The sequence below is a fragment of the Nocardiopsis baichengensis YIM 90130 genome (assembly GCF_000341205.1).
Taxonomy (GTDB): Bacteria; Actinomycetota; Actinomycetes; order Streptosporangiales; family Streptosporangiaceae; genus Nocardiopsis_A; species Nocardiopsis_A halophila.
On the sequence record NZ_ANAS01000027.1, the window covers coordinates 19,773 to 32,036 of the forward strand.

The following is a 12,264-nucleotide window of genomic DNA, read 5'->3' on the forward strand; positions in this document are numbered from 1 at the left end:
GAGCGAGAAGCGGCCGGTCACCGGGACGGCCACGGTCGCCCCGGTTCCGGTCGATGAAGCGCTCACACGGAATAGGGGTCGCCGTATTCGGCGATCCGGACCGCCACCTCCTTGAGCGTGTCCAGCGCGCGCAGGAACGGGAGGGGCCCGAAGGACACCCGCGCCGCACCCGCCTCGGCCAGCCGCGCCAGGCTCGCGCCCCCGGGCAGGCAATTGGCGTTCACCGGCCCGGGGACGCCCTCGATCACCGCCGCCAGAGCCGACTCCGACGGGGCCGCGATGGGGTAGACACAATCGGCTCCGGCCTCCAGGTACCGGCGTCCGCGCTCGACGGCCTCCGCCACCCGCTCCTCCCCGCTCCGGTCCCCGCCGCTGACGAAGACGTCCACGCGGGCATTGACGACCAGGTCGCGGCCGGTGCGGCGGGCGGCCTCGCGCAGCCGGGCGATCCGCACCGCCTGCTCGGCGGCACCGCGCAGGCCGCCGGTCGCATGGTCGGTGTCCTCGATGCTGCATCCCACCGCACCGATCCCGGCGAGCCGCTCCGCCAGCTCCTGCTCGGGCAGGCCGTAGCCGGCCTCGGCGTCGACGGTGACGGGAACGCGCACGGCCCGGACGACGCGCTCGGCGGCGGCCAGCATCGCTTCGACGGGCGCGCCCTCGTGGTCGTCGTAGCCGAGCATGGCGGCGATCGCCGCGCTGGCCGTGGCCAGGGCAGGATGGCCGGCCTCCTCGACCACGCCGGCACTGGCCGCGTCCCATACGTTGGGGAGCAGCAGGGGATCACCGGGCCGGTGGAGTCCGCGCAGGCGTGCCGCCTTGGCGTTGAGACCGGTCGCGCCGTCAGCGCCCCTCGCGTCCGCGCTCGTTCCCGGACTGGATGTCATGGCCATCGGTCGGCCCTCCGCTTCAGATGAGGATTCGTCACCGAGACGACTCCTCCGCGCCCGCAGACGTGACACCCGGCCGACAGAGGCGCCGCGGGCTCCACGGGAGATCAGGAACCGGACCGGCCTCCCCGCCGACGGCAGCTCGGAGCGGACGGAACTGAACCGATACGTCGACGCATCCCCGTAGCGCCGAGTCCACATGTCGACTTATCGCCGGGCCGAAACGTCCGGACCGGCCGGAGCCCCCCTCGCCGTCCCCAGCCTGTGGACAGGCGGGCGCCGTTCGGATAGGTAAAGAAGGACCTGCGCGCCGGACCTCCGGAAGCGGTCTGCCCGGTTCCGGCGCCGACATGACGTCGACCGGACGGTGATCGTGACGGAGTGCCTGATGTGCCGCGGCGCCGACGCGGACCCGGAGCTGATGCGGGTCCAGGTCTGGGAGGACGCGGAATGGCGGCTGACCACGGCCGTCGTCGGCGAGGCACCCGGGTTCTCCTTCCTCGAGCCCAAGCGCCACATCCGCTACGTCCACGAACTCGACGGGCGGGAGGCGGCGACCTTCGGTGCCGTCCTGGCCCGGAGCACCCGCGCCGTCAAGGAGGCCGCCGGCGCCGAGCTGGTGTACGTGTACGTCTTCGGCGGCTCCTTCGACCACCTGCACGTCCACCTGGCCCCGCAGACCGCCGACGGCCCCTTCGACGACACCATGCTCAAGGGAGCGACCACGGAGAGGGTCCTGGACAACGGCGCGGTCGTGCAGGGCAGCGAGGACTTCCCCCTGCTCCCCGAAGCCGACCTGCACGCCGCCGCCGAGGCGATCCGTACCGCCCTCAGTCGGTGACCATGGACGAGGGCGTGCGGCGCAGGGAGCGGACGGCGGGCACCAGCGCCGCGAGGAGGCCGATCGCCAGACAGGCGGCGGTCACCGCGCCCGACTCCGCCCAGGGCAGCTGCACCGACACCTCCGCCGGCCCCTTGCGGGGGTCGAACTCGTCGCGCAGCCCCACGGTGAGCGCGAACAGGCCGGGCAGGGAGAGCAGCGCCCCCACGACCAGGCCGACCACGGCCGCCAGGCCGGACTCCGCCGTCTGCACCGCCGCCGCCTGCCACCGGTGCGCCCCGGCCACCCGCAGCAGGGCCATGTCACGGCGGCGCGCCGAAGCGGCCAAGGACAGGGTGTTCCCCAGGGAGACCGCCGCGTACCCCAGCGACAGCGCCAGGATGGTCCAGGTGAACATGCGCATCAGGCGCAGCTCCCCCGCGATCCCCTCGTCGATCGCCCGTGCGGTGCTCTCCAGGTGCGCCCCCTGGACCGCCAGCGCACCGGTGAGCGTTTCGGCCTTCGCCGGGTCGAAGCTCGCGGCGCTCACGAAAGGGGCCGGATCGTGCTCGCGCGCCAGGTCGTAGGGGAGCGCGAGCTCGGCCCAGAGCTCCAGCTCCGGCGGGAAGGGGGCGACGGTGACCGGGACCCGGCCCACGGTGCCGTCCGCCCAGGTCAGTTCCACGGTGTCGCCCTCCTGCCAGCCGAACCGGTCGGCGGTCTCGGGCGAGGCCTGTACCGTCCCCTCCTGAGGGGCGTACCGGTGCAGCCCGACAGACTCCACCCAGCGGCCGTCCACGTACACGCCGGTGGAGAGCTGGCTGAAGACCTCTCCTTCGGCGTGTTCACGGGCCAGGCCCACGGCCCCGTCGGTCAGGCCCGCCGCGTCCCCGCTCACCACCATGGCGTCGCCGGGGATCTCGCCCCGGGAATGCTCGTCGATCGCTGAACCGAGGGTGTCGGTCAGGCCGAGCACGGTCACCGCCAAGGCGGAGATCAACAGGCTCGGCATCATGGCCGCGGCCAGTCGGCGCCCGCCCGCGCGCGCTTCGGCGCGCAGCAGTTCCACCAGTGGGGTGCGGCCTGGAACCAGGCCGAGGATCCTCGGCAGGTACACGGGGGAGGCAACGGCCGACGCCACCAGCAGCGCAAGGCTCGACCCCAGTGCGAGGCCGATGGCCTCCTCCGCGTCCGACCGCGCGGTCGCGGCCACCATGGCGGCCCCCGCCGCCGCGAACCCCGCCGCGGCCCACAGACGCCACCGCGGCAGGTTCTCCGACCGCGTCTCTCCCGGACGCAGCGCCTCCAGCGGCGCCACGCCCGCCGCCCGGCGCGACGCGCCCAGGACCCCGACGACGGCCGTGGCCACCCCGATGGCCACGGCGACCGCGACGGGAACGGCGACCGAGCGCACCTCCCAGGAGCCCGAGAGCAGCTCGCGGCCGACCATCCAGTCGCCGAACAGGAACGCACCCGCACCGCCGAGCACCGCCCCCGCCGCCGACGCCGCGGCCCCCACGAGCGCCGCCTCTGCGAGCAGCATCCGGCGCACCTGCCCCGGGGTGGCGCCGACCGCCCGCAGGAGGGCGATCTCCCGCCGCCGCACCGCCACCTGGAAGGTGAACGTGGTGCCGACCACGAACACCGACACGAACACCGCCAGGGCGCCGACCAGGACCAGGAGCTGCTGTCCCACCCAGTTGTCGGAGGCGTCGAACTCCGCGGCCATCGCGTCCCGATCGGCCGTGGTGAACACCTCCGCCCCCGGGTCCAGGGCGTCCCGGAGGCGCTCGCCGACCGCCGCTGAACCGGTGCCGGGCTCGGCGACCGCGCCGATGAGGGACACGCCCGTGGCGGACGCGGCGGCGAGGTCGTCGGCGACGAGGACGTCCCCGCCGTCGGTGACGCCGGACACGGTCATCGGCCACTCGTCGCCGGCCGTCAGCACGGTCGCCCTCTCGCCTACCGACCGCCCGTAGGACGCGGGGAGGACCACCTGGTCCGTCCCCGACGGCGCCTCGCCTTCGAGCAGGCGCGCGCTCCCCAGCGCGAAGGAGGACCAGCCGGCCCCGACCGGGGCCCCGTCCACGGCCTCACCGAGGATCCTCTCCCCGTCCATCACCCTGGCGTCGAACCGGCGCTCGGCCACCGCCGCCGCCACACCGTCCGAGGCGGCGGCCGCGGCGGCCAGGGCGTCGGCCTCCGAGGCGCTCCAGACCTCTCGGGCGACGGTGGCGCCGTCGGACCTGGTCCCGGCGGCCTCGGGGACGGCCAGGGCGTCGGCGCCCCCGTAGCGCTGGGGCACCGTCGGCAGGGAGGAGGCGATGACGATCGCGGAGGCCGCCAGGAGGGCGACCCCGAGGGTCAGCGCGACGAAGCCGCCCAGGACGGCGCGCAGGCGGCGGCGGACCATGGCGAACGCGATCATGCCGCCTCCAGCCCGGCCATGCGCACCGCGACGGCCTCCGCGGTGGGCGCACCGTCGCCGTCCGCGCCGAGCTCGCCGACGATGCGGCCGTCGGCCATGAACACGACCCGGTCGGCGCGCGCGGCCACCGCGGGATCGTGGGTGACCACGAGAACGGTCCGGCCGTGCGCGTCCACCACCGCGCGCAGGTGGTCCAGCACACGGCGCCCCCGGGCGAGGTCGAGGGCGCCGGTGGGCTCGTCCGCGCAGATGACGGCGGGCCGGGCCAGCACCGCCCGGGCGATCGCCACCCGCTGCTGCTCACCGCCGGAGAGCTGGGAGGGGCGGTGGTCGGCGCGGTCGCGCAGCCCCACCTCCTCCAACGCCGCGAGAGCGTGCCGGCGCCCCGCGCGCGCCCCCGCCAGACGCGCGGGCAGCAGCGTGTTCTGGGCCGCGGTCAGCGCGTCGACGAGGTTGTAGTCCTGGAAGACGAAGCCGACCCGCCTCCTGCGGAACTCGGTGAGCTCCCGTTCACCGAGGGCCCCGAGCTCGACCCCGTCCACGGTGATGCGCCCGGCGTCGGGCCGGTCCAGGCCGGCGGCGCAGTGCAGCAGGGTCGACTTCCCCGAGCCGGACGGGCCCATGACGGCCGTGAACGTCCCCGCCCGCACGGTCAGCGACGCACCGTCCAAGGCGACGACGCGGTGGCCGCCGGCGGTGTGGTACTTGGCCACCCCGTCGACGCGGATCGCGTCGCGGGTGGCGTCCGGTAGTGCGTTCATGCCCCCAGCACAGCGGGCCGGAGGGGGCGCGCGCAGGCGCCCGTGGTGGAGACCGAGAGGTAGACCCCGGTCTACCGCGCCACCGCCCCGGGGCCCTCTATCGTCGTCTCCGTGCCCATCCGAACCCTGCGCGCGGCGATCACGCACGCACCCCACCGCTTCCTGCTGTCCGCATGGCCGTGGCGCGCCCTGGCCTACCTGCTGTCGGGGACGGTGGCGGGCACGCTCCTGTTCGGAACAGCCCAGGCGCTGGCGGTGTACTGGCCCGACTCCGGCCGGCACTGGCGCCTCGTCGGGCCGCTCCTGGGGATGCTGTTCCTGGCGGCGGCCTTCGGGAGCACCCCCCTGGTCGTCCGGTGGGGGCGGTGGTGCGAGGGGCTGGTGGGCCCGCGCCCGGAGGCGCCCCAGCGGGAGCCCGCCGGCGCCGAAGGCCTCTGGGCCCGCGTCCGGGCCCTGCCGTTCTCCCCGCGGCTGTGGCGCGACGTCGGCTATGCCGTGCTCACCTTCAGCGCCTTCTACGTGCTGGACATGGTGGTGCTCGTCCTGGCGCTCGGCGCCCCTTTGGCGGGGGTGATCTCCTACTGGGACGCCGAGCAGTTGAGGGTGTTCGAATGGATCCCCACGGTGGTGGCCTGGGCGTCGCTCTGGCTGGTCGGGCTCTACCTGGTGGCGGCATGGGCGGCGGCGCGCTCCGAGATCGCCCGCGCGGTGCTCTCGCCCCGGGAGGAGCGCCTGGCCGCGGAGCTGAGCGCCGTCACCGCGTCGCGGGCGGCGCTGGCCGAGGCCTTCGACGAGGAGCGCCGCCGCATCGAACGCGACCTGCACGACGGCGCCCAGCAGCGCCTGGTCGCGGCGAAGGCCTCCCTCGGCCTGGCCCGTCTGGACCTGGCGCCCGGCTCCCCGGCGGCCGAGGCCGTCGGACGGGCCCAGGAGCAGGTGACGGCGTCCCTGAGCGAACTGCGCGACCTGGTGCGCGGCATCCACCCCCGGGTCCTCACCGAACGCGGGCTGCGGGCCGCCCTCCTGGACGTGGCGGCCCGCACGGGGGCACCGGTGGACGTCTCCCTCGACCTTCCCGTGCGCCTGCCCGCCGCGGTGGAGTCCACCGCCTACTTCGTGGTGTGCGAGGCCCTGGCGAACGCCGCCAAGCACGCTCCCGGCGCTTCGGTGCGCGTGCGGGGAGGCGTGCGGGAGGGGACGCTGTGGGCGACCGTCACCGACGACGGGCCCGGGGGCGTGAAGCCGGACGGCAGCGGGCTGAACGGCCTGCGCCACCGGCTGGCGGTCCTGGGCGGGGAACTGGCCGTGGACAGCCCCGAGGGCGGGCCGACCACCGTGCGATTGGAGATCCCGGAGGAATGACGGGGACGGGGACGGCTCTGACCGTCGTGGTCGCGGACGACTCGGTGCTGCTCCGGGAGGGGGTGTCGGGGGTCCTGGCACGGTTCGGGCACCGGGTGGTCGCGGCGGTCGGCGATGCCGGCGCCCTGGAGGAGGCGGTCCGCGAGCACGATCCGGACCTCGTGGTCACGGACGTGCGCATGCCGCCGGGGTACGCGGACGAGGGGCTGCTCGCGGCGGTCGGGATCCGGCGCGAGCGCCCCGGCCTGGGGATCATCGTGCTCAGCCAGTACGTGCAGCCGACCTACGCCGCGGAGCTGCTGGCGATCGACGCCCACGGGGGCGCCGGCTACCTGCTCAAGGAGCGCATCGGCGACGTGGAGGAGTTCGCCGAGGCGGTTGCCCGGGTCGCGTCGGGCGGAACGGTCCTGGACCGGGAGGTGGTCCAGGTGATGATGGCGGCACGGTCGAGTCCCCTCAACCGGTTGGCCCCCAGGGAGCGCGAGGTCCTCGCGCTCATGGCCCGGGGGGAGTCCAACACGGCCATCGCACGCCTGCTGGTGGTGTCCGATGCGACGGTGCGCAAGCACGTGGGTTCGATCTTCACCAAGCTGGACCTGGACCCCCGGACGGAGGGACACCGCAGAGTGCTGGCGGTCCTGGCCTACCTCGACCGCTGAGGGCAGGGCGCGAGCGGCCTCAGCCGCCGGTGACCGCGTCCGCGGGAAAGCAGACGATGATCCCCGCGACGGTCACCACCGCACCGGTGACGTAGCCCTTCCACTTAGGGATCGCGTACGTTTCGCCGACCGCGTGCTTTTCCTGATCCCTGCGCATGTCCGGCCTGAGCCCGGCCAGTACGACCGCGAACGACGTGAACAGGAAGGTGAAGGCGTAGAAGGTCTCGTTCACCGTGAAATGCCGCGACGGCAGCCCCGCAAGGGGGAAGCTCAGCAGGAAGACAGGGAAGACCACCCAGATCAGCACCGGCAGGAGGCGTCGGACGCAGAAATAGAACGAGGCCGTGCACAGCAAGGCGGCAGAGATCGCCGCGACTCTCCACTGCTCCGGTTCCAAGAGGTCGATGAACAGCATGGCCCTCCAGCTCCACCGGACTCGGTCCATACCGGGCCCACGGGACGCACCCTCGAAACGTGACCACCGGTCACCAGGGACCGGCGCGGCGATCGGCACATGGCGCCCCTATGACGCACAGAAGGCGAAGCCGGCTCCCCCAGTCCCCGGCCTTGGCGTCCATCGAACCACCCGCACGTGTCCGCCTCCTGACGGCCACGACATGGCGGGGGCGGTCAGCCCGGGGCGATCTGTCCCCATGGGGACGTGTCGACCTGTGGACATGCCGCCCCGGCTCAGGCGGTCAGATTCCGAACGGTGCCGCGTAGCGGATGGTGCCACCCGGCAGAGGGCGGGATTCGTCCAGGGACATCGCCATCAGCGCCTCGTCGGGCACCTCGATGTCCAGGCCGATGCCGTGTCCGGAGGCGCGGGTGAACCCGAACCTCGGGTAGTAGGCGGGGTGGCCCAGGACGGTGACGAAGCGCTCGCCCCGGCGCCGGGCCTCCGCCAGGGCGGCGCGGACCGCCGCCGACCCGGCGCCGGTGCGCTGGTACTCGGGCAGCACCGCGCACGGGGCCAGGCACAGGGCCGGGGAGTCGCCGATGTGGCAGCGGGTCAGCAGGGCGTGCCCCACCGGGGTGCCGTGCTCGTCGACGGCGAGCCAGGACAGCCCGTCGATCCAGGACGGGTCGCGCCGCAGGGCCTCGACGAGGTCGGCCTCCTGGGCGGTCTCGAACGCGGCCAGGTTGATCGCGCGGACGGCGCCGATGTCGGCGGCGGTCTCAGCGCGTGTGCTCCATGACCGGGACATGGTGGAAGTGACCCCCTTCAGGGCCGTGTTCACGGCGGTTCAGGCCGCGGCGCGGGACGCGAGGGAGACACGGGCGCTGCCCGGTCCGGTACGAACGTCCGCCAGCCTATCCGAGGGGCGCCGCGTCGTTTGATCGCCTGGTCTCCGAGTCCACATGTCGACTTATCGCCGGTCCGAAACCCCGGGAGTGGGCCGCCCGGCCGCGGTCGGGCGGCCCACTCCCGCACGTCAGGGCTTCCGCGGCTTCACCTGCCCACGTCGGACCTCACCGCGTCCCACCGGTTCTGGAACGAGTCCACCGGGAGCACGAACCCGTCGCGCACCAGCCCTCTCTCGGTCCGGACGACCCGGGCGACGTAGCCGGCGTGGGTCCGGTAGCGGTCGTCCAGCTCCTCCTCGGAGAACGGCTCGTGGGAGCCGAAGAGCACGCAGAACGCGTCGTCGCCGCCGGGGTCGCCGTCGGCCGGCGCGTTCACCCCCGTACTCACCGCGGTGGGCACGTCCACCTGGGAGGTGCGGATCCCTCCGAGCGCCATACCGTCCTCGTCGCGCGCCACCCGTCCCGAGGAGGTGCGCTCGATCGGATCGGCCTCCGGAGGGGGCGAACCGCCGACGGCCCAGGAGTCCAGGTGCTCGTAGGCGGCGTTCATGACCTGGTACAGCGGGATCCTGCTGTAGGGCGGCGACGCGCAGTCGTACTGCGGCACCCCGCCCAGGTCCCGGTCACCGGCCTCCTCACGCGCGCGGTGGCCGTGCCAGGGCGAGTGCGCGGTGCCGGCGACCTGCCAGCTCCGGAAGTTCACCCGGTCGCCGCCGTCACCGCCGTCGCCCCCGGCCAGGAGGACATCGGTCTCGGAGAGCACCTGGAACACCGGCTCGCTGCGCTCGGTCTCCGGTGCGGTGCCCACCATGAACCCGTAGCCGTCGATGACCGGTTCGATGGCGGGCAGCACCCGCTCGTAGTAGTCGGTCATCCGCCCGGCCGACTGGGAGGCCCCGATGGCCAGCACCCGGTCGGGGCCCTGTCCACCGGTCAGCAGGCCCGCCTTGAGCCCTTGGGCGGCCTGGGAGAAGACGTCGTAGGAGAGCTGGTCGTCGCCGACCTCGCCGCCGTCGGTGACGTCGAGGTCCCCGTACCGCGCCGGGCTCCACCCGGTGAGGTGGGAGACCCCCACGTGCTGCGCCGACACCCCGACCCAGGTGTGGCCGGAGCGCATGATGTGCTCGGCGCTCGGCCCCCACAGGGCGTCCAGGTCGTACCCGGCGGTGACGTTCTGCCACTCCATCAGGGCGGTTCCGCTCCCCGCGCCGTCGGCGGGGCGCCGCACCACCACGCGCGTCCGATAGGGGTGCTCCGAGACGGCCCGGCCGCCGTCGAACAGGCTCGCCTCGCCGCTGAGGAGGTACTCCTCCTCGACGTAGCCGTACCGCTCCAGATCCTCGGTGGTCGAGAAGAAGGGGTAGGTCTCGGCGATGTCGTCCGAGACCGGATCGCCCGGTGGGGAGCCGGGCAGCGGACCGTCGACCTCGGGGACGGGCACCGGAAGAGGGGCGTCGGCCGCGGCCGGGAGGGGCGGTCCCAGCGCGGCCACGAGAAGGGCCGCCGGCACGATTGCGGGCAGGCGTGTGCGGACGAACCGCATAGCGTCGTTTCCTTCGGCCCTGCGCCCCGCCCCGGCGACCCGGGAATCCACCGGTTCCCCCGGCCGGGGGAACCGCGCTGTAGAGATGGGGAGATATCGGCGAATGCCCATGTCGACTTCGCGCGGCACGCTCAGGCTCTCGAGGGTGATCCGCTTCGAGCGACCGCAACCGTAGCGGCTAGGAGGACGGGATGGAGTCCAATGAGGTCAGGATGCAGGTAAGCATCCGAATGACGGCCGCCGAGGAGGCGGCGTTCCGCGCCGAACACGCCCTGGAGGACGGCGACTCCACTCGCGCCTGCCTCATCGACGTGGTCATCGTCGAGCTCGGCGGACTCGGTGACGAACGCCGCTGGTGGGACGCCACGGCCGTCCGGTGCTCGTAGAGACCGTCGGCCGCACACCGGGGTTCGTCTTCCGCCCCTACCTGCCTCCTCGGGGCTCATGATTGACTGCGTTCGTGTCCTTCCGTAACCCCGCACCCGGTGGCCTGTACGATCCCGGCGGTCCTCTGCCCGGTGACTCCGTCGAGGCCCAGTGGGTGAACCTGCGCTGGCGCTGGATCCCCGCCTGGATCGCGGCGATGGTCGGCTCGGTGGCCTTGGCCGTGGCCATCACCGTCCGGATGGCCACAGAGCTGGGCAAGCCGTATATCGGCGCGAGCGAGATCACCGGCGGCGTCGTGTTCCTCGTGGGGTCGGTGGCGGTCGCGGTCTGGACGGTGTGGGCGGCGCCGCGGGTGTTCACCCGGCAAGGGGTGGCGGCCGACGGCATCGGCGTCGCGCTGATCCAGGACCCCGGCCTGTGGTTCGCGGGGCGGACCGTGCGGATCCCGTGGGAGGCGGTCGGTTCGGTCGCCGAACGCGAGGTCGTCACCGGCCGGCGCAACGACCGCAGGAAGGTCAAGATGGTCACGCTGGACGTGGACACCGGGGGCCGCGACATCACGGTGCCGACCTGGGCGTCGGTCCGGGGATCACCGCCGTGGGTCCGCGTGGACATCACGCCGGGCAACCACCGGCGGTCGAAGGTCGCACGAGCGCTCCGCGCGGTGCGCCCCGACCTCTTCGCATAGCGGGTCGGAGGCGGTCGGTCGAACCGCCGGTCGAGTCGACACGGCCGCACGACCATCTGTCGATTCACTGCGCGGCGCACGGGCATGAAAAAAGGCCCCCGTGTGGGGACCTTTTCGCTGGTGGGCGTACCAGGACTTGAACCTGGGGCCTCATCCTTATCAGGGATGCGCTCTAACCGACTGAGCTATACGCCCGCGTTCCGGGTGGAACTCTACCGCATCCTGGACCTTCCGGCGAACCGGTCGGGCCTGGCAGTGCGGGGGAGCGGGGCCTCTGGCGAGGTCCCGTTCCCCCGTAGTCTACCGGCTCTGCGGGGTGGGCCGGACCGTCTCGGGGGCGGTCCGGCGGCCGACGGCCGGGGTCGGGGCCGGGGTCACTCGGACTCGGTCAGGGTGACGTCGATGCCGCCGACCAGGTCCGCGGCCAGGTTGTAGAGCATCGCCCCGACCGTGGACAGCGCGGTGATCAGGATGATGTTCAGCGCCCCGATCAGGCCGGTGTAGCCCAGCACCCGGGCCGGGGAGAACCAGCCGGCCGGGTCGATCGGGACCTCCTCGCCCTCGCCGCCCTCGGTCAGGGCGGTGAGCATGTCCGCCAGGGCCTGGAACACCCCCAGGCCGGACAGGATCGCGTAGATCACCGCCACCGCGACGAACAGGATGATGAAGCACACCAGCGAGATGACGAAGCTGAACTTCATCACCGACCACGGCTCGACCCTGCTGACGCTCAGGTGGGCCTTGCGGGCCGTCTTCGCCGCCGCGACCGGCGATTTGCCGCCGTCGCCCCCCGATGCCGGTGCCGCCATGGCCGTCCCCTCTCGCGCCTCGAACCTGGGCGCCGCCCCCGTGGCGGAGTCCTTGCCAGAGCCCTTGGCCGAGCTCTTGCCGGAACCCTCGTCCGACTCGCCGGTGGCGCCCTTACCGGACTCCTTACCCGGCTCTCCGCCCGAGCCCGTCCCCGAGCCCTTGCCGGATCCGGAATCCTTGGCGGACCCTTTGGCGGACCCCTTGGCGGTGGAGGCACCGGTCGAGCCTCCGGCGGGCGCGTAGGGCTTCTTCGCGGTCTTCTTCGCCGTGCCCTTCGCCGCCCCCTTGGGCCTGCCCGAGCCGCCTGATGCGCCCGAGCCCGCGGAGGACTCCTCCTTCTCCGGCTTCTCCGAGTCCTCCGACTTCTCCGGGGCCGTCGCGGACGCGGTCGGCTCGGCCGATTCCGCCGACTCCTCCCCGGGCGCCTCGGCGCCGGGTTCCGTCTTCGCCTCGGGCGACGTCACGTCGTCCGAGCCGTCCTTCGTCTGGTCCGACGTCTTGTCCGACATAGCCACGTTACCGCTGGACTTTCCATGAGACAGGTGGAATTCGGGCCGAGGGATGGGGGACCGGCCGCTGGGGCCGCGGCCGGTCCCTCTCGCTTCTCT

At 73.5% G+C, this 12,264-nt stretch carries 12 protein-coding genes and 1 tRNA gene; 5 read left to right on the top strand and 8 right to left on the bottom strand.

The window, feature by feature from the left end; all coding sequences use genetic code 11:
• Positions 1 to 62: 62 nt before the first annotated feature.
• On the bottom strand, positions 63 to 893 hold the full coding sequence (locus C892_RS0120885; RefSeq protein WP_017558779.1) for an isocitrate lyase/PEP mutase family protein: 831 nt from the start codon (positions 891 to 893) through the stop codon (positions 63 to 65).
• Positions 894 to 1,278: 385 nt separating this feature from the next.
• Here C892_RS0120885 and C892_RS0120890 point away from each other — a divergent pair, with 385 nt between their 5' ends.
• On the top strand, positions 1,279 to 1,731 hold the full coding sequence (locus C892_RS0120890) for an HIT family protein (RefSeq protein ID WP_017539636.1): 453 nt from the start codon (positions 1,279 to 1,281) through the stop codon (positions 1,729 to 1,731).
• Here C892_RS0120890 and C892_RS0120895 read toward each other — a convergent pair.
• Complete coding sequence (locus tag C892_RS0120895) at positions 1,721 to 4,138, bottom strand: ABC transporter permease (RefSeq protein WP_017558780.1); 2,418 nt, start codon at positions 4,136 to 4,138, stop codon at positions 1,721 to 1,723. The genes C892_RS0120890 and C892_RS0120895 overlap by 11 nt on opposite strands.
• The gene (locus C892_RS0120900; RefSeq protein ID WP_017558781.1) at positions 4,135 to 4,899 is read right to left on the bottom strand and encodes an ABC transporter ATP-binding protein; all 765 of its coding nucleotides are present in this window, start codon (positions 4,897 to 4,899) and stop codon (positions 4,135 to 4,137) included. The genes C892_RS0120895 and C892_RS0120900 overlap by 4 nt, the downstream gene beginning before the upstream one ends.
• 111 nt (positions 4,900 to 5,010) lie before the next feature.
• Here C892_RS0120900 and C892_RS0120905 point away from each other — a divergent pair, with 111 nt between their 5' ends.
• A complete protein-coding gene (locus C892_RS0120905) occupies positions 5,011 to 6,261 on the top strand; it encodes a sensor histidine kinase (protein ID WP_017558782.1) in 1,251 nt (416 codons plus the stop codon).
• Positions 6,258 to 6,920 (top strand): response regulator transcription factor, encoded by a 663-nt coding sequence (locus tag C892_RS0120910; RefSeq protein ID WP_193374797.1) that lies wholly within the window; start codon positions 6,258 to 6,260, stop codon positions 6,918 to 6,920. Before C892_RS0120905 ends, C892_RS0120910 begins: the two co-directional genes overlap by 4 nt.
• Positions 6,921 to 6,939: 19 nt before the next feature.
• On the opposite strand, the gene C892_RS0120915 is transcribed toward C892_RS0120910, so the two are convergent.
• The 3 genes from C892_RS0120915 to C892_RS0120925 all read right to left on the bottom strand — a co-directional run bounded on the left by C892_RS0120915 (position 6,940) and on the right by C892_RS0120925 (position 9,771).
• The gene (locus C892_RS0120915) at positions 6,940 to 7,335 is read right to left on the bottom strand and encodes a hypothetical protein (RefSeq protein ID WP_017558784.1); all 396 of its coding nucleotides are present in this window, start codon (positions 7,333 to 7,335) and stop codon (positions 6,940 to 6,942) included.
• A gap of 283 nt (positions 7,336 to 7,618) precedes the next feature.
• Positions 7,619 to 8,128 carry a GNAT family N-acetyltransferase gene (locus C892_RS0120920; RefSeq protein WP_026124527.1) on the bottom strand — a complete coding sequence of 170 codons (510 nt, stop codon included), beginning with the start codon at positions 8,126 to 8,128 and terminating at the stop codon, positions 7,619 to 7,621.
• A 245-nt stretch (positions 8,129 to 8,373) separates the two neighbouring features.
• A complete protein-coding gene (locus C892_RS0120925; RefSeq protein WP_017558786.1) occupies positions 8,374 to 9,771 on the bottom strand; it encodes an alpha/beta hydrolase domain-containing protein in 1,398 nt (465 codons plus the stop codon).
• Between the two features lie 212 nt (positions 9,772 to 9,983).
• Between C892_RS0120925 and C892_RS31880 the strand changes: the two genes are divergently transcribed.
• Positions 9,984 to 10,157, top strand: a complete 174-nt coding sequence (locus C892_RS31880) for a hypothetical protein (protein ID WP_193374798.1) — start codon at positions 9,984 to 9,986, stop codon at positions 10,155 to 10,157.
• 74 nt (positions 10,158 to 10,231) lie between these two features.
• Complete coding sequence (locus C892_RS0120935) at positions 10,232 to 10,846, top strand: hypothetical protein (protein WP_152513444.1); 615 nt, start codon at positions 10,232 to 10,234, stop codon at positions 10,844 to 10,846.
• 118 nt (positions 10,847 to 10,964) lie between these two features.
• On the opposite strand, the gene C892_RS0120940 is transcribed toward C892_RS0120935, so the two are convergent.
• A tRNA-Ile gene (locus tag C892_RS0120940) sits at positions 10,965 to 11,041 on the bottom strand.
• Between the two features lie 179 nt (positions 11,042 to 11,220).
• The gene (locus tag C892_RS0120945; protein WP_017539621.1) at positions 11,221 to 12,165 is read right to left on the bottom strand and encodes a DUF3566 domain-containing protein; all 945 of its coding nucleotides are present in this window, start codon (positions 12,163 to 12,165) and stop codon (positions 11,221 to 11,223) included.
• Positions 12,166 to 12,264: the final 99 nt, after the last annotated feature.

Coding starts and splice junctions, on each gene's coding strand:
- C892_RS0120885 (WP_017558779.1), bottom strand. CDS start 893: ATGGCCATGACATCCAGTCCGGGAACGAGCGCGGACGCGAGGGGCGCT.
- C892_RS0120890 (WP_017539636.1), top strand. CDS start 1,279: ATGTGCCGCGGCGCCGACGCGGACCCGGAGCTGATGCGGGTCCAGGTC.
- C892_RS0120895 (WP_017558780.1), bottom strand. CDS start 4,138: ATGATCGCGTTCGCCATGGTCCGCCGCCGCCTGCGCGCCGTCCTGGGC.
- C892_RS0120900 (WP_017558781.1), bottom strand. CDS start 4,899: ATGAACGCACTACCGGACGCCACCCGCGACGCGATCCGCGTCGACGGG.
- C892_RS0120910 (WP_193374797.1), top strand. CDS start 6,258: ATGACGGGGACGGGGACGGCTCTGACCGTCGTGGTCGCGGACGACTCG.
- C892_RS0120915 (WP_017558784.1), bottom strand. CDS start 7,335: ATGCTGTTCATCGACCTCTTGGAACCGGAGCAGTGGAGAGTCGCGGCG.
- C892_RS0120920 (WP_026124527.1), bottom strand. CDS start 8,128: ATGTCCCGGTCATGGAGCACACGCGCTGAGACCGCCGCCGACATCGGC.
- C892_RS0120925 (WP_017558786.1), bottom strand. CDS start 9,771: ATGCGGTTCGTCCGCACACGCCTGCCCGCAATCGTGCCGGCGGCCCTT.
- C892_RS31880 (WP_193374798.1), top strand. CDS start 9,984: ATGCAGGTAAGCATCCGAATGACGGCCGCCGAGGAGGCGGCGTTCCGC.
- C892_RS0120945 (WP_017539621.1), bottom strand. CDS start 12,165: ATGTCGGACAAGACGTCGGACCAGACGAAGGACGGCTCGGACGACGTG.